The organism is Ancylobacter lacus, assembly GCF_018390635.1.
In the GTDB taxonomy this organism is placed as follows: Bacteria; Pseudomonadota; Alphaproteobacteria; order Rhizobiales; family Xanthobacteraceae; genus Ancylobacter; species Ancylobacter lacus.
Map to the genome: position 1 here is coordinate 189,227 of NZ_JAHBGE010000072.1, position 21,017 is coordinate 210,243.

Annotated in this window: 22 protein-coding genes; all 22 read left to right on the top strand. The window is 68.6% G+C overall.

Annotated features, from left to right (window positions below; genetic code table 11):
- Positions 1-56: 56 nt before the first annotated feature.
- Positions 57-362 (top strand): 30S ribosomal protein S14, encoded by a 306-nt coding sequence (rpsN, locus tag KHC27_RS18055; protein WP_213340776.1) that lies wholly within the window; start codon positions 57-59, stop codon positions 360-362.
- Between the two features lie 14 nt (positions 363-376).
- Entirely contained in the window at positions 377-775 is a 399-nt protein-coding gene (rpsH, locus tag KHC27_RS18060) for a 30S ribosomal protein S8 (RefSeq protein WP_213340777.1), read from the top strand.
- A 19-nt stretch (positions 776-794) separates the two neighbouring features.
- Positions 795-1,328 carry a 50S ribosomal protein L6 gene (rplF, locus tag KHC27_RS18065; protein ID WP_213340778.1) on the top strand — a complete coding sequence of 178 codons (534 nt, stop codon included), beginning with the start codon at positions 795-797 and terminating at the stop codon, positions 1,326-1,328.
- A gap of 12 nt (positions 1,329-1,340) precedes the next feature.
- Entirely contained in the window at positions 1,341-1,703 is a 363-nt protein-coding gene (rplR, locus tag KHC27_RS18070; protein WP_213340779.1) for a 50S ribosomal protein L18, read from the top strand.
- Positions 1,704-1,742: 39 nt separating this feature from the next.
- Positions 1,743-2,294, top strand: a complete 552-nt coding sequence (gene rpsE / locus KHC27_RS18075) for a 30S ribosomal protein S5 (RefSeq protein ID WP_170010303.1) — start codon at positions 1,743-1,745, stop codon at positions 2,292-2,294.
- 12 nt (positions 2,295-2,306) lie between these two features.
- Positions 2,307-2,495: a 50S ribosomal protein L30 gene (gene rpmD / locus KHC27_RS18080; protein ID WP_213340780.1), complete on the top strand. Its 189-nt coding sequence runs from the start codon at positions 2,307-2,309 to the stop codon at positions 2,493-2,495.
- Positions 2,496-2,517: 22 nt separating this feature from the next.
- Complete coding sequence (gene rplO, locus KHC27_RS18085; RefSeq protein WP_213340781.1) at positions 2,518-3,006, top strand: 50S ribosomal protein L15; 489 nt, start codon at positions 2,518-2,520, stop codon at positions 3,004-3,006.
- Between the two features lie 52 nt (positions 3,007-3,058).
- A complete protein-coding gene (gene secY / locus KHC27_RS18090) occupies positions 3,059-4,390 on the top strand; it encodes a preprotein translocase subunit SecY (RefSeq protein WP_213340782.1) in 1,332 nt (443 codons plus the stop codon).
- A complete protein-coding gene (locus tag KHC27_RS18095; protein WP_213340783.1) occupies positions 4,387-4,971 on the top strand; it encodes an adenylate kinase in 585 nt (194 codons plus the stop codon). The genes secY and KHC27_RS18095 overlap by 4 nt, the downstream gene beginning before the upstream one ends.
- A 201-nt stretch (positions 4,972-5,172) precedes the next feature.
- On the top strand, positions 5,173-5,541 hold the full coding sequence (rpsM, locus tag KHC27_RS18100; RefSeq protein WP_213340784.1) for a 30S ribosomal protein S13: 369 nt from the start codon (positions 5,173-5,175) through the stop codon (positions 5,539-5,541).
- Between the two features lie 122 nt (positions 5,542-5,663).
- Positions 5,664-6,053, top strand: coding sequence for a 30S ribosomal protein S11 (rpsK, locus tag KHC27_RS18105; protein WP_029355735.1), 390 nt, complete (start codon positions 5,664-5,666; stop codon positions 6,051-6,053).
- Between the two features lie 123 nt (positions 6,054-6,176).
- Positions 6,177-7,193, top strand: a complete 1,017-nt coding sequence (locus KHC27_RS18110; protein WP_213340785.1) for a DNA-directed RNA polymerase subunit alpha — start codon at positions 6,177-6,179, stop codon at positions 7,191-7,193.
- A gap of 72 nt (positions 7,194-7,265) precedes the next feature.
- Positions 7,266-7,691 (top strand): 50S ribosomal protein L17, encoded by a 426-nt coding sequence (gene rplQ, locus KHC27_RS18115; RefSeq protein ID WP_213340786.1) that lies wholly within the window; start codon positions 7,266-7,268, stop codon positions 7,689-7,691.
- Positions 7,692-7,906: 215 nt separating this feature from the next.
- On the top strand, positions 7,907-9,328 hold the full coding sequence (locus KHC27_RS18120) for a Do family serine endopeptidase (RefSeq protein ID WP_213340787.1): 1,422 nt from the start codon (positions 7,907-7,909) through the stop codon (positions 9,326-9,328).
- 5 nt (positions 9,329-9,333) lie between these two features.
- On the top strand, positions 9,334-10,650 hold the full coding sequence (locus tag KHC27_RS18125; protein ID WP_213340788.1) for a replication-associated recombination protein A: 1,317 nt from the start codon (positions 9,334-9,336) through the stop codon (positions 10,648-10,650).
- 183 nt (positions 10,651-10,833) lie between these two features.
- The gene (gene crcB, locus KHC27_RS18130; RefSeq protein ID WP_213340789.1) at positions 10,834-11,226 is read left to right on the top strand and encodes a fluoride efflux transporter CrcB; all 393 of its coding nucleotides are present in this window, start codon (positions 10,834-10,836) and stop codon (positions 11,224-11,226) included.
- A 135-nt stretch (positions 11,227-11,361) separates the two neighbouring features.
- Positions 11,362-12,519, top strand: a complete 1,158-nt coding sequence (locus tag KHC27_RS18135; protein WP_213340790.1) for an RluA family pseudouridine synthase — start codon at positions 11,362-11,364, stop codon at positions 12,517-12,519.
- Between the two features lie 401 nt (positions 12,520-12,920).
- Positions 12,921-14,240, top strand: coding sequence for an exopolysaccharide biosynthesis polyprenyl glycosylphosphotransferase (locus KHC27_RS18140; RefSeq protein WP_213340791.1), 1,320 nt, complete (start codon positions 12,921-12,923; stop codon positions 14,238-14,240).
- 594 nt (positions 14,241-14,834) lie between these two features.
- Positions 14,835-15,677, top strand: coding sequence for a hypothetical protein (locus tag KHC27_RS18145; RefSeq protein ID WP_213340792.1), 843 nt, complete (start codon positions 14,835-14,837; stop codon positions 15,675-15,677).
- A 233-nt stretch (positions 15,678-15,910) separates the two neighbouring features.
- Complete coding sequence (locus KHC27_RS18150; RefSeq protein WP_213340793.1) at positions 15,911-16,705, top strand: polysaccharide deacetylase family protein; 795 nt, start codon at positions 15,911-15,913, stop codon at positions 16,703-16,705.
- 1,174 nt (positions 16,706-17,879) lie between these two features.
- Positions 17,880-19,013, top strand: a complete 1,134-nt coding sequence (locus tag KHC27_RS18155; RefSeq protein ID WP_213340794.1) for a ligand-gated ion channel — start codon at positions 17,880-17,882, stop codon at positions 19,011-19,013.
- Between the two features lie 111 nt (positions 19,014-19,124).
- Complete coding sequence (glsA, locus tag KHC27_RS18160; RefSeq protein WP_213340795.1) at positions 19,125-20,810, top strand: glutaminase A; 1,686 nt, start codon at positions 19,125-19,127, stop codon at positions 20,808-20,810.
- Positions 20,811-21,017: the final 207 nt, after the last annotated feature.

The following is a 21,017-nucleotide window of genomic DNA, read 5'->3' on the forward strand; positions in this document are numbered from 1 at the left end:
ATCCCCTTCCGGCCGTGGGGCAGAGCCCCAAACGCGGAGACTAGGAGCAACACCCTATGGCGAAGAAAAGCGCGGTCGAGAAGAACGAACACCGCCGGGAGCTCGCGAAGAGCTATGCCGGCCGGCGTTCGCGTCTCAAGGCCCTGGTGAAGAACAAGGAACTGCCGATCGAGGAGCGCTTTGCCGCCGTCCTCAAGCTGGCTGAGCTTCCGCGCAACTCGGCGAAGGTCCGCATCCGCAACCGGTGCGAAGTGACCGGCCGCCCGCGTGCGTTCTATCGCAAGCTGAAGATGTCGCGCATCGCGCTGCGCGAACTGGGTTCGCAGGGCCAGATTCCTGGCCTCGTGAAGTCGAGCTGGTGAGGGAGGGCTGACCCATGTCCACGACCGATCCGATCGGCGATCTCATCACTCGCATCCGCAATGCGCAGATGCGTCGCAAGGAAAAGATCTCGACGCCGGGCTCGCGCCTGCGCGCCAGCGTTCTCGAGGTTCTGGCCTCCGAGGGCTTCATCCGCGGCTATTCCGCGTCGGAGCCCGTCAATGGCCGCACCGAGTTCGAGATCGAACTGAAGTACTATGACGGCGAGCCGGTGATCCGCGAGATCTCCCGCGTCTCGAAGCCTGGCCGGCGCGTCTATTCGTCGGTCAAGACCCTGCCGCGCGTCGCCAACGGTCTCGGCGTCGCTGTCGTCTCCACGCCGCAGGGCGTGATGGCGGACCACGAAGCCCGCGAGAAGAACGTGGGCGGCGAGGTCCTCTTCACTGTCTTCTGACGGGGAGGAAGAGAGCAACATGTCCAAGATCGGCAAAGCTACCATCACTGTCCCCGCCGGCGTCACTGCCGCGATCGAGGGCCAGACCGTCAAGGTGAAGGGTCCCAAGGGCGCCCTTCAGGTCGACCTGGTCGACGAGATCGGCGCCAGCCTCGATGGCGGTGTCATCTCGTTCAAGCCGCGCGGCGAGACCAACCGGCACAAGGCGATGTGGGGCCTGTCCCGCACGCTGGTGTCGAACCTCGTCGAAGGCGTGACCAAGGGCTTCGAGAAGAAGCTGGAGATCAGCGGCGTCGGCTACAAGGCCGCGGTGCAGGGCAAGAACCTGAACCTGTCGCTCGGCTACAGCCACGACGTGCTGTATCCGATCCCGGAAGGGATCCAGATCGTCACGCCGAAGCCCACCGAGATCGTGGTGTCCGGCATCGACCGCCAGAAGGTCGGGCAGGTCGCCGCCGAGATCCGCGAGTATCGCGGCCCCGAGCCCTACAAGGGCAAGGGCGTCAAGTACGCGGGCGAGTTCATCTTCCGCAAGGAAGGCAAGAAGAAGTAACGGATACGAACCATGGCAAATTATCAGGACGCTACCGAGCGCCGAAAGGCGCGTGTCCGTCGTGCTCTCCGCGCGGCGGCGAACGGGCGGCCGCGCCTTTCCGTGCATCGCTCGTCGAAGCACATCTATGCGCAGGTTATCGATGACGCCCGCGGCGTGACCGTCGTGGCGGCTTCGACGCTCGAGAAGGAGCTGCGTGCCAGCCTCAAGACCGGCGCGGATGTCGCGGCGGCCGAGGCGATCGGCAAGCTGATCGCCGAGCGCGCCGTCGCTGCCGGCGTGAAGGAGGTGGTCTTCGACCGCGGCTCCTTCATCTATCACGGCCGCGTCAAGGCGCTCGCCGATGCCGCCCGTGAGGGCGGTCTCAACTTCTGATCACGAGCGGGTCGACCGCGCAAAGACGAGGATAAGATCATGGCTCGTGAACGTGAGCGTGAACGCGAGGATCGCGACAATACGTTCGTGGACAAGCTGGTCCACATCAACCGCGTCGCCAAGGTGGTGAAGGGCGGCCGTCGGTTCGGCTTCGCCGCGCTGGTGGTGGTGGGTGACCAGAAGGGTCGCGTCGGCTTCGGCCACGGCAAGGCCCGCGAAGTTCCCGAGGCGATCCGCAAGGCGACCGATGCGGCCAAGCGCGCGCTGATCCGCGTGCCGCTGCGCGAAGGCCGTACCCTGCACCACGACGTGCATGGTCACCACGGCGCCGGCAAGGTGGTGCTCCGCGCCGCCCCGGCGGGTACCGGCATCATCGCCGGCGGCCCGATGCGCGCCGTGTTCGAGACGCTGGGCATGCAGGACGTGGTGGCGAAGTCGTTCGGCTCGTCCAACCCGTACAACATGGTCCGCGCGACCTTCGACGCCCTGAAGAACCAGGACAGCCCCCGCCTCGTGGCGGCCCGGCGCAGCCTGAAGGTGTCGCAGCTGCAGTCGCGTCGTCGCGTCGACGACGCCGAAGCGACCGACTGATAGGAGGCCAGCATGGCGAACGCCAAGACCATCACGGTGGAGCAGACGGGCAGTCCGATCCGCCGGCCGGGCGACCAGCGGGCCACTCTCGTTGGCCTCGGTCTCAACAAGCTTGGGCGCAAGTCCACGCTCGAGGACACTCCGGCCGTCCGTGGCATGATTGCCAAGGTCGGTCATCTCGTCCGCGTCGTCGAAGCGTGACGGCAGGACAGGGAGACAGGCGATGAGCAGCCTCAACGACATTCGTGACAATCCCGGCGCCCGCAAGAAGCGGATGCGCGTCGGCCGCGGCATCGGCTCGGGCAAGGGCAAGACCGGCGGCCGTGGCGTGAAGGGTCAGACCTCGCGCACCGGCGTCGCCATCAAGGGCTTCGAGGGCGGCCAGATGCCCGTGCACCGGCGCCTGCCGAAGCGCGGCTTCAACAACATCTTCGCCCGCGACTGGAACGAGGTCACCCTCGGCCGCATCCAGACCGCGATCGACGCCGGCAAGCTCGATGCCTCGCAGCCCGTCACCCAGGAAGCTCTCGTGGCTTCCGGCGCGCTGCGCCGGGCCAAGGACGGCGTCCGCGTGCTCGGCTCCGGCGAGCTGACCTCCAAGATCACCCTCGAAGTGGCCCACGCCACCAAGTCGGTGCTCGAGGCGGTGGAGAAGGCGGGTGGTTCGGTGACGCTTCTGGTCCCGGCCGCCACTGGCGAATCGGCGGACTGACACTTACGTCAGCCGCCGACGTTTCAGGGCACAGGCGAGGAGCGAAGCCATCATGGCGTCGGCAGCAGAACAGCTCGCGGCAAACCTCAATTTCGGTGCTCTGGCAAAAGCCGAAGAACTGAAGAAGCGCATCTGGTTCACACTGGGTGCGCTTCTCGTCTATCGGCTGGGCACCTATATCCCGATGCCGGGTATCAACCCCGACGCGCTGGCGGATGTGTTCCGCACCGCCCAGCAGGGCATCATCGGCCTTTTCAACATGTTCTCGGGCGGCGCGGTCTCGCGCATGGCGATCTTCGCCCTGAACATCATGCCCTACATCTCCGCCTCCATCATCGTTCAGCTCCTCACGACCGTCTCGCCGACGCTCGAGGCGCTGAAGAAGGAGGGCGAGTCCGGGCGCAAGCAGATCAACCAGTACACCCGGTACCTCACCGTCATCCTGGCGGTGTTCCAGTCCTATGGCATCGCCGTCGGGCTTGAGGGTTCGGGCGCCGTGGTGAGCGATCCCGGCCTGTTCTTCCGCATCTCGACGGTCATCACCCTGACCGGCGGCACCATGTTCCTGATGTGGCTGGGCGAGCAGATCACCTCGCGCGGCATCGGCAACGGCATCTCGCTCATCATCTTCGCCGGCATCGTGGCGGAGCTGCCCTCGGCGATCGCCAACACGCTGGAGCTCGGCCGCCAGGGCGCGCTCTCCACCGGCATCATCCTCGCGGTGATCCTGATGGCCGCCGCCGTGATCATGTTCATCGTGTTCATGGAGCGGGCGCAGCGCCGGCTGCTGATCCAGTACCCGAAGCGCCAGGTCGGCAACAAGGTGTATGAGGGCCAGTCCTCGCACCTGCCGCTGAAGCTGAACTCCTCGGGCGTGATTCCCCCGATCTTCGCCTCGTCGCTGCTGCTCATCCCCACCACGGTGGCGAGCTTCATGCAGGGGCAGGGCCCGGCGTGGCTGACCACCGTCACCTCGCTGGTGGCGCATGGCCGGCCGCTGTTCATGCTGCTCTATGTGCTGCTGATCGTGTTCTTCTGCTTCTTCTACACCGCGATCGTGTTCAACCCGACCGAGACCGCGGACAACCTGAAGAAGCACGGCGGCTTCATCCCCGGCATCCGCCCGGGCGAGCGCACCGCCGAGTACATCGACTATGTGCTGACTCGCATCACGGTCATCGGTGCCGCTTACCTTGCGATTGTGTGCCTGTTCCCGGAGATCCTGATTTCCTACGCCGCGGTGCCGTTCTATTTCGGCGGTACGTCGCTGCTCATCGTCGTCTCGGTGACGATGGACACGGTGGCGCAGGTTCAGGGTCACCTGCTGGCGCATCAGTATGAAGGCCTCGTCAAGAAGGCGAGGCTCAGGGGGAAGCGTCGATGAGGCTGATTCTGCTGGGACCGCCCGGGGCCGGCAAGGGCACCCAGGCACAGCGGGTCGTGGCTCGCCACGGCATTGTGCAGCTCTCGACCGGTGACATGCTGCGGGAGGCCGTGCGGGATGGCACGGCCGTTGGCCTCAAGGCCAAGGCGGTGATGGACGCCGGTCAGCTCGTCTCTGACGAGATCGTGATCGGCATCATTTCCGAGCGAATCGACCAGCCGGATTGTGCGCGAGGCTTCATCCTGGATGGGTTCCCGCGCACCGTGGCCCAGGCCGAGGCGCTGGACCGCATCCTCGCGGAAAAGGGCCTCAAGCTCGACGCGGTGATCGAGTTCAAGGTCGACCAGACCCGCCTGCTGGAGCGGATCATGGGCCGCGCCGCCGAGGCGAAGGCCAAGGGTGAGCCGGTGCGCCGGGACGACGACCCGGAGGTCTTCAAGACCCGGCTGGAGGCCTTCAACCGCGACACCGCGATCGTGGCGCCTTATTACGCCAAGACCGGCCTGCTGACGGCGGTTGACGGGATGGCGCCGGTGGACGAGGTCACCCGCCAGATCGCGGGCGCGCTGGAGACGGTGTGAGCGCCTCCGGCGTTCGATGACTTGACACGTGGCGTGCACTCGTCTATGTGCGCCGCTTCACTTTGAGCGAACCGGGCGTTACGACGTCTGTCCCAGATGTCGGGGCGCCCGTTCGCGCATACTCCGCAGGGGCCGGGCTCCACCGGACGCGGGGACGATCTCAACGCCGCGGCATGCCGCGGCACACATGGAGAAGCCGACGTGGCTCGTATTGCAGGCGTTAACATCCCGACCAACAAGCGCGTCGTCATCGCGCTCCAGTACATTCACGGCATCGGCGCCAAGAAGGCCGAGGAGATCGTGGAGAAGGTCGGCATCCCGGCGGAGCGCCGCGTCAACCAGCTGACCGACCAGGAAGTGCTGCAGATCCGCGAGACCATCGACCGCGACTACATCGTCGAGGGCGATCTGCGCCGCGAAGTCGCGATCAACATCAAGCGCCTGATGGACCTCGGCTGCTACCGCGGCCTGCGTCACCGCCGCGGCCTGCCGGTGCGCGGCCAGCGCACCCACACTAATGCCCGCACCCGCAAGGGTCCGGCCAAGCCGATCGCCGGCAAGAAGAAGTGATTCGGCGGGCCTGAGGCCCGTCTTCCTGCCCCGCGCCGGCTTCCCCGTGGAGCCGGCGGCGTCCACCTCACTCTCGTCCCGAGCGCCTGGCATTACGGGCGCGCTCGAAGGATCAAGGAACCATGGCCAAAGAAGCAGCCCGCGTTAAGCGCCGCGAACGCAAGAACATCGCCTCCGGCGTCGCCCATGTGAACGCCTCGTTCAACAACACCATGATCACCATCACCGACGCGCAGGGCAACACCATCGCCTGGTCGTCGGCCGGTGCCATGGGGTTCAAGGGCTCCCGCAAGTCGACCCCCTACGCCGCCCAGGTCGCGGCCGAGGATTGCGCCCGCAAGGCCGCCGATCACGGCATGCGCACCCTCGAGGTCGAGGTGTCCGGCCCCGGTTCGGGGCGTGAATCGGCTCTGCGCGCCTTCCAGGCCGCGGGCTTCACCGTCACCTCGATCCGTGACGTCACGCCGATTCCGCACAACGGCTGCCGGCCGCGCAAGCGCCGCCGCGTGTGATCGGTCCCCTCCCGCGGGTGCTTCGGCCTCGCGGGAGCCGCTGCGTTTGGCATTCCTTCCCGGGTGCGGGAGGCGGTTTTCCGGTAGCACGACCGGGACGCCGTCGAGAGCAAGGGTGACGTCGTGATTCAGAAGAACTGGCAAGAGCTGATCAAGCCGGAAAAGCTCGAGGTTGCCGCCGGCAGCGACCCCAAGCGGCTTGCGACCGTCGTCGCCGAGCCGCTGGAGCGCGGCTTCGGCCAGACCCTCGGTAATGCGCTGCGCCGGATCCTGCTGTCGTCGCTGCAGGGCGCGGCGGTGACGTCGGTGCACATTGACGGGGTTCTGCACGAGTTCTCCTCGATCCCCGGCGTGCGCGAGGACGTGACCGACATCGTCCTCAACATCAAGGACATCGCCATCAAGATGCCGGGTGAAGGCCCGAAGCGCATGGTGGTGAAGAAGCAGGGTCCCGGCATCGTCACCGCCGGCGACATCCAGACCGTCGGCGACGTGCAGGTTCTCAACCCCGAGCTCGTGCTCTGCACGCTGGACGAGGGCGCCGAGATCCGCATGGAATTCACGGTCGACACCGGCAAGGGCTATGTCGCGGCGGAGCGCAACCGCCCCGAGGACGCGCCGATCGGCCTCATCCCGGTCGACAGCCTGTATTCGCCGGTCAAGAAGGTGTCCTACAAGGTCGAGAACACCCGCGAGGGCCAGATCCTCGACTATGACAAGCTGACTCTCTCCATCGAGACCAACGGCTCGGTCGGCCCCGAGGATGCGCTGGCTTATGCCGCGCGAATCCTGCAGGACCAGCTCGAGATCTTCGTGAATTTCGAGGAGCCCAAGCGCGAGGTCGAAAGCCCCGCGATGCAGGAGCTGCCCTTCAACCCGGCGCTTCTCAAGAAGGTGGACGAACTGGAGCTTTCCGTCCGTTCGGCCAACTGCCTGAAGAACGACAACATCGTCTATATCGGCGACCTGATCCAGAAGACCGAGGCGGAGATGCTCCGTACCCCGAACTTCGGCCGCAAGTCGCTGAACGAGATCAAGGAAGTGCTCGCCAGCATGGGCCTGCATCTCGGCATGGAAGTGCCGGGCTGGCCGCCGGAGAACATCGAAGATCTCGCCAAGCGCTTCGAAGATCACTACTGAGCATCACGCGCGGCATTCGAGCCGCACCACTCCACCCCGGCTCGAAAGCCGTCGCACGACAGGAATGAAGCCATGAACCACGGCAAGGCACATCGCCGGTTCAACCGGTCCGCCGAGCACCGCAAGGCCATGTTCGCCAATATGGCGCAGGCGCTCATCACCCACGAGCAGATCCTCACCACCCTGCCCAAGGCGAAGGACCTTCGCCCGGTGGTCGAGAAGCTCATCACCCTCGGCAAGCGCGGCGGCCTCCATGCCCGCCGTCAGGCGATCGCGGAAGTGCGCGACCTGCCGACCGTGCGCAAGCTGTTCGACGTGATCGGCCCGCGCTACAAGGAGCGCAACGGCGGCTACACCCGCATCATCAAGGCGGGCTTCCGCCATGGTGATTCGGCCCCGGTCGCGGTGATCGAGCTGGTCGACCGCGACGTCAACGCCAAGGGCGCGGCCGACATCGCCCGCCACGAGGCGAGCAAGGCCGAGGAAGCCGCGGCCTGATCGGCCCGCGCGCCGGCAGGAACAGAGGGCGGCCTTCGGGCCGCCCTTTTTCGTTTCCGGGGCCGGGTGGGGGAGGGGGGCGAGGGGCGATGCACGGACGGCGCGGGCCGGCAGCCCGGCCGCCGGCCGGGACCGCGGCGCGGCCAGCCTGCGCGGGCGCGCCGGGCGTGTTCGCGCCCTTTCTCCGCCACGCTCGGCACTCTATATCTGGCGGCATGAATCACGCGCTCCGCCTCCTCGTTCCCGCGCTCGTCATCGCCGCGCTGGCGGTGCCGGCGCCCGTGCTGGCCCAACAGGTTCAGGTGCCGCGCTCGCGCGCCGAGATCGGGCTGACTTTCGCCCCGGTCGTCGCCCGCACGGCGCCGGCGATCGTCAATGTCTACGCGCTCAAGAACCGGCCCCGCGCCAACCCGATGCTGGACGACCCGTTCTTCCGGCGTTTCTTCGGGGCGCCGGGCGGCCCCGGCTTCGGCGGGCCGAACGACCGGGTGCAGCGCTCGCTCGGCTCCGGCGTGCTGGTCGACCGCAGTGGTGTCGTCGTCACCAACAACCATGTGGTGGAGGGGGCGGACGAGGTCCGCATCTCGCTCGCCGACAAGCGCGAGTTCGATGCCGAAATCCTGCTGCGCGACCCCCGCACCGATCTCGCCGTGCTGAAGCTGCGCGGCGGCAAGGGCGATTTCCCCTTCGCCGAGCTGGGCAGCTCCGATGATCTGGCGGTCGGCGACATCGTGCTGGCGATCGGCAACCCGTTCGGCGTGGGGCAGACGGTGACGCAGGGCATCGTCTCCGCTCTCGCCCGCACCCAGGCCGGCATCACCGACTACGGCTTCTTCATCCAGACCGACGCGGCGATCAATCCCGGCAATTCCGGCGGCGCGCTGGTGGATGGCGCCGGCCGCGTCATCGGCATCAACACCGCGATCTTCTCCCGCTCCGGCGGCTCGCAGGGCATCGGCTTCGCCATTCCCGCCGACATGGTGCGGGTGGTGCTGCAATCGGCGCTGTCCGGCAGCAAGACGGTGCGCCGGCCATGGCTCGGGGCCAATCTCCAGCGCATCACCGCCGACATCGCTGAAGGGCTGGATATCGGCCGCCCGGTCGGGGCGCTGGTGCAGAGCGTGGTGCGGGGCAGCCCGGCGGATCAGGCGGGGCTGCGTTCGGGCGATCTCATCGTGTCGGTGGCCGGGCAGGAGGTCGACGATCCCGACGCGTTCGGCTTCCGGTTCGTCACCCGCCCGCTCGGCGGGTCGGTGGAGATCGGCGTGGTGCGGCAGGGCCGCCAGCTCAGCCTCAACGTGCCGCTGGTGGCGGCGCCGGAGACGACGCCGCGCGACGAGATCACCCTTTCCGGCCGCTCGCCGCTGACGGGCGCCACGGTGGTGAACCTGTCGCCGGCGGTGATGGAGGAGATGCGCACCCTCGATGCCGACAAGGGCGTGGTGATCGCGGCGGTCGCCGAGGGCTCGCCGGCGGACGACATCAATCTCAAGGCCGGCGACGTCATCCTCGAGGTGAACGGCGTGCCCATCGCCACCACGGCCGATCTGGACAACGCGACCCGTACCCCCTCGCGGATCTGGCGCATCACCCTCAAGCGGGGTGGCCGCACCATTTCCGCCGTGCTGCCGGGCTGACCGGGGTGGCTGACCTCTTCACCTCCGCCGGCCTCGCGAAGGACGCGCCGCGCCCGCTGGCCGACCGGCTGCGGCCGCGGCGGCTCGACGAGGTGGTCGGCCAGGAGCACCTCACCGGCCCCAAGGGCGCGCTCACCCGCATGCTGGAAACCCGGGCGCTGGGCTCGCTGGTGTTCTGGGGCCCGCCGGGCACCGGCAAGACCACCATCGCCCGGCTGGTCGCGAGCCAGACCGATCTCGAATTCGAGCAGGTCTCGGCCATCTTCACCGGCGTCGCCGAGCTGAAGAAGGTGTTCGAGGCCGCGCGCGGGCGCCGCGCCCTTGGCCGCGGCACGCTGCTGTTCGTCGACGAGATCCACCGCTTCAACCGCGCCCAGCAGGACAGCTTCCTGCCGGTGATGGAGGACGGCACCGTCACCGTCATCGGCGCGACGACGGAGAATCCCTCCTTCGAGCTCAACGCCGCGCTGCTCTCGCGCGCCCGGGTTCTGGTGTTCAGGCCGCTGGACGATGCCGCGATCGAGCGGCTGATGGCGCGGGCGGAAACGCTGGAGGGCAAGCGCCTGCCTCTCGATGCCGACGCCCGCGCCGCGCTGGTGCGCATGGCCGATGGCGACGGGCGCTATCTCCTTGGCCTCGCCGAGGAGCTGTTCGCGCTGCCGGAGGGCGCCGACCTTGACGTCGCCGCCCTCGCCGAGACGGTGCAGAAGCGCGCGCCGGTCTATGACAAGGGTCAGGACGAGCACTACAACCTGCTGAGCTGCTTTCACAAAAGCCTGCGCGGTTCGGATGTGCAGGCCGCCATGTACTGGGCGGCGCGGATGATCGTCGGCGGCGAGGATCCCGGCACGGTGTTCCGCCGGCTGGCCTGTTGCGCGTCGGAGGATGTCGGCATGGCCGACCCGCAGGCGATGCCGCAGGTGGTGGCGGCGTGGACCGCCTTCGAACGGGTGGGCTGGCCGGAGGGGCGGCTGTTCCTGGCGCAGGCCATCGCCTATGTCGCCACCGCGCCGAAATCCAATGCCGCCTATTCCGCCTTCAACGCGGCGCTGGCGCTGGCGCAGAAGACCGGCTCGCTGCCGCCGCCCAAGCACATCCTCAACGCACCGACCCGGCTGATGAAGGATCTCGGCTACCACGCCGGCTACCGCTACGACCATGATTTCCCGGACGCCTATGCCGGGCAGGAATTCTTCCCCGACGAGCTGGCGGGCGAGCGCCGGCCGGAGCTTTACGCCCCCAATGAGCGCGGCTTCGAGCGGGAGGTGAAGAAGCGGCTGGAATACTGGGCGCGCATCAAGGCGGAGCGGGGTCGCTCCTGAGCCGCCGGCCGGCGGCGAGCCCGGCGGGGCAGGCATGCCCACCGCCGCACCTTCGCCCGCCGGCCGAAGCTCGTGCGCCCTTGCAACATAGGCCGCGCGCGCTGCATCTGCCGTAACGTCATGATCTTGAAGCCGTTCGGGGCTGGCCTTATCAGGGTCCTCCATCGCCCGACGGAGACCGCCATGACGCCCGCCTTGCTCGTTTTCCTTGGTGCCGGCTTCGGCGGCCTGCTGCGGCACCTCGTGAACATCGGCAGCGTGAAGCTGTTCGGAATACTGGGCTTCCCCGCCGCCACCATGTTCATCAACGTGCTCGGCTGCTTCCTGATGGGCGTCATCACCGCGCTGTTTGCCCTGCGCAGCGGGGAGGGCGGCTTCTGGACCCAGCATGTGCGGCTGCTGCTCACCACCGGAATGCTCGGCGGCTTCACCACCTTCTCCACCTTTTCGCTGGAATTCGCCCTGCTGGTGGAGCGCGGGGATGCGGTTCAGGCCGGCGTCTATGCGCTGGGCTCGCTGGCGTTGTGCCTGCTGGCCGTGTTTGCCGGCATGGCTGCCATTCGCGCCTTCGCTTGACGCGGAGCCTCGCGCGCGTCATCCCAGTAAGCGTTAATGCGTGGTTCATCCCGGTGGGCCTAGGGCTGAACGCCGAAGAGGTCGACCGGCGTCCGACAGACGAGCGCTTGCACGACCCGACGAGGCTTATGTTCCATGGCTGTCCGCACTCTCAGCGTCCAGGTCGACGAAGACGGCATGCGGCTGGACCGGTGGTTCAAGACCCACTTCCCCTTCATGGCGTTCGGGCATCTCCAGAAGCTGGTGCGCACCGGGCAGGTGCGGGTGGACGGTGCCCGGGCCAAGACCAGCACCCGGCTGGCCTCCGGCCAGCTCGTGCGGGTGCCGCCGCTTGCGGAAACCGATGGCGATGACGCCCCGGCGCTCAGCCCCGCGCTTGTCACGGCATCCGCTCCCACCGCGGCGGAAGGCCGCGAGGTGGTGACGGCGGCGGTCGCGGCGGCACCGGCCGCCGAAGGCGCGCCGCGGCCGGCCGCGGGCCGTGGCGAGGCGGTCGCCCGCCGGATCGCCGGCCTCGCCCCGGCCATCCGCCGCCCCGTCGACGACGACAAGGACGCCGCGGCCCTGCGCGCCATGACGCTGTTCGAGGACCGCGACGTCATCGTGCTCAACAAGCCGTTCGGCCTTGCCGTGCAGGGCGGCTCCGGCACCTATCGCCATGTCGACGGCATGCTGGAATCGCTGCGCGCGGAAGACGGCCAGAAGCCGCGCCTGGTCCACCGCATCGACAAGGACACCTCCGGCATCCTGCTGGTGGCCCGCTCGCGCCTCGCCGCCGCCGCGCTGGCGAAGACCTTCCGCTCCCGTTCCGCCCGCAAGGTCTACTGGGCGCTGGTGCCGGGGGTGCCGAAGCCGCGGCAGGGCCGCATCTCGACCTATCTCGCCAAGGACGACGCGGCCGAACGGATGCGGGTGGCGCGCCACGGCGAGGACGACGCCAGCCATGCCGTCTCCTATTACGCGGTCGTCGACCAGGCGGCGCAGAAGCTTTCCTGGCTGTCGCTGAAGCCGGTGACCGGGCGCACCCACCAGCTGCGCGCCCACGCCGCCCATATCGGCCATCCCATCGTCGGCGATCCGAAGTATTTCGACATCGAGAACTGGCCGCTGCCGGGCGGTCTGCAGAACCGGCTGCACCTGCTGGCGCGGCGGCTGGTCATTCCGCACCCGAGGGGCGAGCGGCTGATCGACGTTTCGGCGCCGCTGCCGCCCCACATGCAGCAGAGCTGGGCCGTGCTGGGATTCGATGCCACCCAGTACGACCCGATCGACGGGGCACCGGACGATGAGTGACATCGCGCGGCGTCACCGTCACCGTCGTGCCACATGCGCAATGTCATACAGGCGGCTTGGCCCGACTGCTTGCAATGCGGTGGGCTTGGGACAAGCAGTATGGTACAGATGATTGCGTCTTGGGCTTAAGTTTTAATGCATACAAATAAGGCGCTGTCTCACGCGGAGAGGGTGCCTCTGGGCCTTACCGTGGCCCGTTTCTTGATTGCTGGCGGTAGACGACTGGATGCCGCGTCGCATGCGTATGGAAGGGCCGGCAGTGTGCCTGTCAGTGCAGGCGCCACAGCGGGGGGATACATATGAGTGAAGCCGGAGGCGTATATGGCCTCGATGTTGCGGAAGGGCTCGACGACCGTCGTTCTCGCGACCTGATGCTTCGGCATCGAAATCTGATCCGCTTCATGATCATCAGTGGAGCGGTGGCCGTGGATCTGGCAGCCATCGGTGTGGCAGCCATGATCGGAGCCCTTCTTCGGCAGGGGCATATCGAATCCTCGAGCTGGGTGCAGCTCGTCGGCGTTCTCGTACCAACCTATTTCCTGGCCGCGATCGGCTTCGGCGCTTACCGGATGCGCACCCTGCGCTCCCTGGCGCGAACCCTCAGCAAGAGTTTCGTCGCGCTCAGCCTCGCCGTCAGCTTCGGCTTCTGCGCCGCCTTCGCGCTTCAGGTCGGCAGCCAGTTCTCGCGGCTCGAAACCGGCTACACCATCCTCTTTGCCGCGCTGCTGCTCATGATGATGCGCATCTTCGGCACCATGCTGCTGCGGAACGCGCTGCGCAGCGTGATCGACCAGAGCGCCGTCGTGCTCACGGATGGCCTGCTTCTCGGCCGTCGCAGCGGCGACAGCTTCACCAAGGTGGTCGACGTGCGTGGCGCGGGGCTTGTGCCCAGCCTCAACGACCCCGCCTTCCTCGACCGCGTCGGCCGCATCGTGCGCGACGCCGACCGGGTGGTGCTCTCCTTCGACGACCCGGTCGAGCGGCTGAAATGGGCCGAGGCGATGCAGGTCAGCGGCCACAATGCCGAGCTCATCGCCGATCTCGGCGACGTGAAACCGATGGCGCTGTCGCGCTGGCAGGGGCACTCCACCCTCGTCATCTCGCGCGGGCCGCTCAACACCGGCGAGCGGGTGGTCAAGCGCCTGTTCGATCTCGGGGTAACGCTGGCGCTGATGCCGGTATTCGGGCCGCTGATCGCGATCTTCGCCATTCTGGTGAAGCTGGATTCGCCCGGCCCGGCCTTCTTCATCCAGGAGCGGGTGGGCCGCAACAACCGCACCTATCGCTGCTTCAAGATGCGCACCATGCGCACCGACCTCACCGACACCTCGGGCTTCGTGTCGGCCTCGCGCAAGGACCCGCGCATCACCCGCCTCGGCGGCTTCCTGCGCAAGACCAGCATCGACGAGCTGCCGCAGCTCTTCAACGTGCTGCTCGGCGACATGAGCCTGGTCGGCCCCCGCCCGCACGCGCTGGGCTCCCGCGCCGAGGGCGCGCTGTTCTGGGAGCTGGTGCCGGATTACTGGCGGCGTCATTCGATGAAGCCGGGCGTCACCGGGCTCGCGCAGGTGCGCGGCCTGCGCGGCGCCACCCACCGCCGCTCCGACATCGAGCGCCGGGTCGCCGCCGATCTCGAATACATCAATGGCTGGTCGCTCTGGCTGGACGTGAAGATCATCATCATGACCTTCACCGTGCTCGTTCACCGCAACGCCTACTGACCCCCGGTCTCTCCCGCCGGGCACGGTGCGGCCCGGCAGGACCGGAGCCCCATCCGCCCGCGCGACGCTCTTTCGGGATCAGATGCGTCCATCGGCGTGAGCCTTTTCGCCGGGCCCCTCGCGGGCCCGGTTTGCGTCGGGCACCGCCGCTGCCGACTCAGCCCCTCGCGCCGGCGCATTGCCGCTTCGCCGGGCAGAGCATCGCCTCGCCAGCCGCGCATCTCCCTTCCGCGGCGTGGGCCTTTGCAGAATCGACGCATCAACAACGCATGGCAGGCCTGCATTGCGGGCGGGGCTCGGCCGCTCCGCGCCCACAGCCCCGCGTTCCGCCCTGCCGGCGCGACCGCCGCCGGGCCGGCCTCACCGGCATTTCTCTGCCGCTTCGCCGCCCGCTCGGGCCATGGCGGTTCCCGGACACCCGGCGGGCCGGCTCGTCGCCCCGTGCCGGCAGGCCCACCCCTTGTGGATCGCTGGGGACAAGCGGCCGCGCCGGCGTCCGGCGCGGCGGGGTAACCGGTCCGTAACCGCGCTTCGGCACACTCGCTTAAGGTTAAACGAGTGGAGGCTGCGTTGAGTGACCAAGTGCGTGCGCGAATGATGCACGGCTCCATCGGCGCCCTGGCCGCGGCCGACGTGGCCTATCTCAGCCGTTCCATGGTGATGGACGGCGCGGTGAGCGAGCGCGACGCCGAGGATCTCATTGCCTTCGACCATCTGGTGGTGGCGCAGGCGCCGGAATGGACCGCCTTCTTCGTCGCGGCCATCGCCTCCCACATTCTCGCCGACCGCGCCCCGGCGGATGTGGTGGATGGCGAAAAGTGCGACTGGCTGTTCGACCGGCTGGCGCCGCGCGGCCGCGCCGACAGCCCCCGCCTCATGCCGCTGCTGCTGCGCATCATGGAAGGCGCCCGCTCGGTGGTGCCGCGCCTGCCGGCCTTCGCGCTGATGCAGCTGCGCGCCGCGCTCATCACCGGGGAGGGCGCCGCGCTCGCCGGCCGCCACCACCCCAGCCGCATGGTCGACGCCCATGACGTCGCCCTCATCCGCCGCATTCTGGTTGCCGGCGGCGGTGGGGAAGGGCGCGCCATCTCGCGGGAGGAGGCGGAGGTGCTGTTCGGCATCCACGACGCCACCATCGGCGCGGAAAACGCTGCCGGCTTCGTTCCGCTGTTCGTCGGCGCCATTACCCAGCATGTCCGGGCGGCTTCCGGCCAGCGCGTCGCGCCGCGCGGCCTCTCGCTGCAGCCGGGAAAGCCGGCGGGCGGGCCCTCCGCCGCCTCCGTGCCGCTGGCGCCGGAGGTTGCCGGCTGGCTGGCGCAGCGCATCCTGAGGGACGGGCGCATGACACCGGCCATGGTGGCGCTGCGCGACGGCCTGCTGGGGCCGGAAGCGCCGATCGGCGAATCGCTGCGCGCGCTGCTCGACCGCGCCGCCTGAGGGCTTTCCGTCCCCGGTGGACTCCAATTCTCCCTCGGACTGGGGTTGGCGCTCCGGCCGGCCGGCGGGGAGGGCTGGCTTCATCGCGCCTCGCCCGCATCCCGCCGGCGTGGCCGCGGCGCCACCCCGTGCGGCTGCGTGAGGCCGCCGCCGCCACAAGGCTGGCGGCGGCGCCGCGTGTGCCGTATCACCTTCCCGTCGCCCGCGAGGCGGCCTCCGCCCGGTTTCGGTCCATGCACGCTCTCTCCCGCGCCACCGCCCTTTCCCTCCTCCTGCTGGCGGGGCTGTGCGCCGCGCCCGCCCGCGCGCAGGACCGCTGCGCCGGCAAGCTCGGCACCTCCCGCACGCTGGCCGTCGATGCCTCCGGCGGCCTGCATGTCGGCACCAAGCATTTTCCCGACACGCTGGCGCTGGAAGACGGCGAGGTGGTGCTCACCTTCGACGACGGGCCCTTTCCCGCCACCACGCCGAAGGTGCTGAAGGCGCTGGCCGACGAGTGCGTGAAGGCGACCTTCTTCGTCATCGGCCGCAACGCCGCGGCGCATCCCGCGCTGCTGAAGCGCGAGCTGGCGGAGGGCCACACGGTCGGCCACCACAGCATGACCCACCCGATGACGCTGGCCGACATTCCCTACGACAAGGCGGTGGCGGACATCGAGCAGGGCCTGCGCGCCGACGAGAAGGCGGCCTATGGCACGGTCGCGGCCCGGCCCCGCGTGCCGTTCTTCCGCTTTCCCGGCTTCGGCTCCTCGCCGGAGCTGCTGGCCTATCTCGACCGCCGCGGCATCGCCGTCTTCGGCGCCGATCTGTGGGCGAGCGACTGGGACAAGCAGACCCCGGAGCACCAGCTCGCGCTGGTGATGGAGCGGCTCGACCATGCCCGCAAGGGCATCATCCTGTTTCACGACACCCGAGCCCAGACGGTCGCCATGCTGCCCGCCTTTCTCCAGAAGCTGAAGGAGGGCGGCTATCGCGTGGTGCATGTGGCGCCGGCCACCGCCGTCGCCGCCGCACCCGCGCAGCCGTGAGCCTCTGACTCCCGCGCCTCCGACCGGTTTCTTTCGAGGCTGATCGGTGCCGCGGGCACGCATCAGCGCGTCCGGAACGAGAACGCGACCTCTCCCGAGGCGACCGAGGGTGCTGCCGCCGGGAACGGCGGCGGCGGACCGTTGGGTCGGCTCTTGGTCTGCGGCGAAGCTCGCGGCCGATGTAGCGCCCGCGCATACGGGCGGCGGCGGGGCGCGGCATGGCCGGTGTGCCGGGCGCGTCGCGGCGGCGGGTGAGGTGCGCGTTTGCGGGATATCCAAAAAACCTTTCGCCGGCATTGAGCGAGGGTCGTCGCCGATCCCGACGACGGCATTGCGCGTGCGACGCGCCGGAAGGCGATGGAATGGGCGGAAAGCAGACCTGCTGCCATCCGTGTAAGCACGGTCAGCCTGCGAGTGATCTAACCTTTGGTAAGCTTTGGCCGCGTCCATTCCCCAAGAATTCGATCGAAAAAAGCTGCAAAAAGACGCAGCTCAAGGGGATGGTGACCGTTGCGTGTGGGCCCGTTGTGGGATACCACAAGAAGTAATATGCAATTTTCGTGCTAGGATGCTGTCTCGATGCGAGGTGCGGCAATGACGGCCGGTTTGGCCGCTCGTTCTCGGCGACGCAAGGCAGCCTTTCCCCTGCACCGGCTTCCGCGCCGGCCGGGGCCTGGCATCTCCTGCAGCCCTGCGGCAGATCACGTGACGACCCGGCTGTGGGGGCCGGGGCTCGGCGCGGCAGGCGCCTGCATCTCGACTGAGCGGGCGGGCTCAGCACGGGCACCGGGTGGGGAGGGGCGATGGTCCCCGCCGCACCGGGGTGCCCGCCACAGAAGCGGTGCGATGCCCCGAACCGGAACGGCGCTGCCGTTGCGGTGATGGTTCGCACCCCGCTTCTCGACGACGGCGCCCGACTCCTGGGGGTGGGGCGCCCGGCTCCGGCGCTCTCGCCGGGCCCGCCGCCGGGACGTGCCACGCGCCCCGCGGGCTTCACCGCCGCCACCGCCCTTCCGCGCTGCCGGGCCGACGATGATCGAACCATCGCATCGGCCGAAGGCGGCCACTGAACCTCCGCTTTCAGGGCACTCCAGCCTTCAGGGCACTCCAAATATGAGCACCGGACATGTCGTCAGCGCGTGAACACTTCCTGGGGAGCGTAAGGCGGGGCGCGTTGCGTCGCAGCCTCGGCGAGATCCTGCGCCGGGGGCTGGCCCTATCGGGGGGGTGCGGCGGCGTCCGCTCCCTCGCCGTTCGCGCCCTGCTGGCGGCCGTGCTGGTCCTCCCCCCGATGGGCGCCGCGTCAATCGCCCATGCCGAGGATGCGCCGCCTCCGGCCGCCGCCACCGCCGCAACCGACGCTCCCGCTCCCGCCGCGGATGCCGCGGCCGCCACCGAGGGCGACAAGGCCGCCGCGCCGGCGCCGGCCGGGCCGACCGAGGTGCAGGTCGGTGCCTATATCCTGCGCATTTCCAACGTCTCGCAGAAGGACGGCACCTTCAACGTCGACATGTGGGTCTGGTTGCGGTGGAAGGGCGATCTGCGTCCCGACAAGACGTTCGAGGTCGCCGATGGCTCGATCACCAGCCGGTCCGACACCGAAGTTCTCGAAGACGAAGGCTATCACTACACCAGCGTGCGTGTTCAGGCGCTGGTCTACCACGATTTCGACGTCCGGCATTTCCCGATGGACGACCACACGCTCGACATCGACATCGAGGACTCGACCTACGACGATTCCACCATCCGCTACGTCGCCGACCGCGGCATGGCGCTCGATCCCGGGCTGCAGGTGGCGGGGTGGGGGGTCTCGCTTCTGCAGCCCCGTGCCACCGAACATGTCTACCCCACCGATTACGGCCTGCGCTCCACCGGCAGCGCGACCTCGGTCTATTCCCGCCTGACGATTCCGATCGCGCTCAAGCGCGAGAGCATGATGGCGCTGGTGAAGCAGTTCTGGATCTCCGGGCTCGCCGTCGTGCTGGCGCTGCTCGCCCTGCTGATCCACTCGCACGATCTCGATGCCCGCTTCGGGCTGGGGGTCGGCTCCATCTTCGCGGCGAGCGCCAACGCCTTCGTGCTGGCGGACAATCTTCCGAAGACCACCTCGCTGACCCTCGCGGAACAGCTCAACCTGCTGTCGGTGGCCGTCATCTTCCTCAGCGTCTTCGTCAGCATCTGGTCGCTGCGGCTGCGCTATGCCGGGCGGGCCGAGGACTCCGTGAAGCTCGACCGCATCGCCCTGATCGGGCTCGCCGTCTTCTATGTCATCGCGAATGTCGCGATCATCAGGGTCAGCCTCGGCTGAGGGATGATCGAGCGACCACACCATCCAGAACAGGACAGTGAGCCGATGTTGTCCGCAGAAGCCCAGGATCGTCCCGGCCTCCGCCCCGGCGTCCGCCCGTGGGACGACCGCATGACGCAGTTGTTCGACGCGGTGGCGCAGGGCGGCGTCACCAGCCGGCAGGCCATCCTCGCCAGGATGGCCGAGGCCGGCATCGGGCCCGACGATCACCGCATCGCCGGCACCTGCCGCAAGCTCGACGCGCTCGGCGACGCCGCGATCGACCGCGCCGGCTTCGCCGAGCTGATCGGCGACGAACTGCTGACGGTCAGCCGCATCTTCCGGCGGCAGCTCATCATCCCGGACTGGCAGGATTTCTGCCACGCCATCCGCGGCATCTATGACGAGGTGGCGCCGGACCGTTCCGGGGCGAATGCCGATTACATCCCCATCCTCAGGGATGCCGACCCGGAGAAGTGGGGCGTGTCGATCTGCAGCATCGACGGGCAGCGCTTCTCCTGCGGGGATGTGGACATCTACCACTCCATCCAGTCCGTCTCGAAGCCGCTGACCTATTCCTTCGCCCTGCTGCGGGAAGGCGAGGAGTTCACGAGCCGCTTCGTGGGAACCGAGCCCTCCGGCCGCCCGTTCAACGCGCTCGACCTGCTGCCGGACATGCGGCCCTTCAACCCCTGCGTTAATGCCGGCGCCATCATGACCGCCGGCATCGTCGCTTCGGGCAGCCCGGAAAAGTCGGCGCGGGAGGTCACCTACGACATCATGGCGATGTGGAGCGGTCTCAGCGGCGGCATCGCCGAGGTCCGCTTCAGCGAGGAGACCATGCTGTCGGAGCGCAGCACCGCCCACAACAATTACGCCATCTCCTATCTGCTGCAGGGCCGCAAGGGCCTGCCGCGCGACGTTGACCTCCACAAGATGCTCGAGGTCTATCTCTCCTGCTGCAGCATCGAGATGACCTGCGAGATGCTGTCCGTCGCCGCGGCGACGCTCGCCAATGGCGGGGTCTGCCCGCTGACCGGCGAGCAGGTGCTGCCGACCGAGCTGGTGAAGAAGACGCTGGCCGTCATGCAGTTCGCCGGCATGTACGACAATGCCGGGGTGTTCACGCTCCAGGTCGGCCTGCCCGCCAAGTCGGGCGTGGCGGGGGCCATTCTCGTCGTCGTGCCCAACCTCATGGGCTTTGCGACCTTCTCGCCCCGGCTCGACAGCTACGGCAATTCGGTGCGGGGCGTCGCGTTCTGCCGCAAGCTGGTGGAGCGCTTCACCTTCCATGTCTATGACAGCCTGTCCGGCGGCCGGACCGGCTGCAAGCTCGACCCCCGCGAATCGCAGCACAACCGCAAGCAGCGCGATCTCTCCGACCTCAAATGGGCGCTGGCCCATGGCGACCGGTCGGCCCGCAAGGTCCATGACCTGCTGCTGGAGACGATGATCGACATCTGCATCGCCGATGGCGATGTCGAGGACGACGAGCTCGACATCATCGCCAATACGCTGGACACCATCATCGGCTCCAGGATCGCGCCGGCGCAGCTGCGGGTGCTGTCGGAGGCCCGCCTCGCCCAGGGCAGCGCCCCGTTCGACGGCCTGCTGGCGCTGCTGGGCCGGGAGTGCCCCACGCTGGACGACAATGTGCGGGGCCTGCTGCTGGAGGCGGCGTTCAGGGTCTCCTGCGCGGATGGGGAGATCGAGCCCGAGGAATATGCCCGCCTCGCCGGAATCGCCGGGGCGCTGGGCGTCCATAAGGGCATCCTGGATATCCAGGTCGACCGCTTCCGGCGCGGCGCCACGCTCTAGCCGCCGGAAGACGCTCCGTCCGCCCGGCGTGGGATGAGGGCCGGGGGACGCGACGACGCGGACGAGGGCCGCCGGCCGCGAGGGCCCGGACCGGAAGGGTGCCGGCCGGCACGGATCGGCGGCGCCCACGATGGCGAGCCGGGCGCCGGCGTCGGCCCGCCATCGAGCAAAGCGATTCCCGGCCCGCAGCGCCATCGGCACGCGCCA

Coding starts and splice junctions, on each gene's coding strand:
- rpsN (WP_213340776.1), top strand. CDS start 57: ATGGCGAAGAAAAGCGCGGTCGAGAAGAACGAACACCGCCGGGAGCTC.
- rpsH (WP_213340777.1), top strand. CDS start 377: ATGTCCACGACCGATCCGATCGGCGATCTCATCACTCGCATCCGCAAT.
- rplF (WP_213340778.1), top strand. CDS start 795: ATGTCCAAGATCGGCAAAGCTACCATCACTGTCCCCGCCGGCGTCACT.
- rplR (WP_213340779.1), top strand. CDS start 1,341: ATGGCAAATTATCAGGACGCTACCGAGCGCCGAAAGGCGCGTGTCCGT.
- rpsE (WP_170010303.1), top strand. CDS start 1,743: ATGGCTCGTGAACGTGAGCGTGAACGCGAGGATCGCGACAATACGTTC.
- rpmD (WP_213340780.1), top strand. CDS start 2,307: ATGGCGAACGCCAAGACCATCACGGTGGAGCAGACGGGCAGTCCGATC.
- rplO (WP_213340781.1), top strand. CDS start 2,518: ATGAGCAGCCTCAACGACATTCGTGACAATCCCGGCGCCCGCAAGAAG.
- secY (WP_213340782.1), top strand. CDS start 3,059: ATGGCGTCGGCAGCAGAACAGCTCGCGGCAAACCTCAATTTCGGTGCT.
- KHC27_RS18095 (WP_213340783.1), top strand. CDS start 4,387: ATGAGGCTGATTCTGCTGGGACCGCCCGGGGCCGGCAAGGGCACCCAG.
- rpsK (WP_029355735.1), top strand. CDS start 5,664: ATGGCCAAAGAAGCAGCCCGCGTTAAGCGCCGCGAACGCAAGAACATC.
- rplQ (WP_213340786.1), top strand. CDS start 7,266: ATGAACCACGGCAAGGCACATCGCCGGTTCAACCGGTCCGCCGAGCAC.
- KHC27_RS18120 (WP_213340787.1), top strand. CDS start 7,907: ATGAATCACGCGCTCCGCCTCCTCGTTCCCGCGCTCGTCATCGCCGCG.
- crcB (WP_213340789.1), top strand. CDS start 10,834: ATGACGCCCGCCTTGCTCGTTTTCCTTGGTGCCGGCTTCGGCGGCCTG.
- KHC27_RS18135 (WP_213340790.1), top strand. CDS start 11,362: ATGGCTGTCCGCACTCTCAGCGTCCAGGTCGACGAAGACGGCATGCGG.
- KHC27_RS18140 (WP_213340791.1), top strand. CDS start 12,921: ATGATCATCAGTGGAGCGGTGGCCGTGGATCTGGCAGCCATCGGTGTG.
- KHC27_RS18145 (WP_213340792.1), top strand. CDS start 14,835: ATGATGCACGGCTCCATCGGCGCCCTGGCCGCGGCCGACGTGGCCTAT.
- KHC27_RS18150 (WP_213340793.1), top strand. CDS start 15,911: ATGCACGCTCTCTCCCGCGCCACCGCCCTTTCCCTCCTCCTGCTGGCG.
- glsA (WP_213340795.1), top strand. CDS start 19,125: ATGACGCAGTTGTTCGACGCGGTGGCGCAGGGCGGCGTCACCAGCCGG.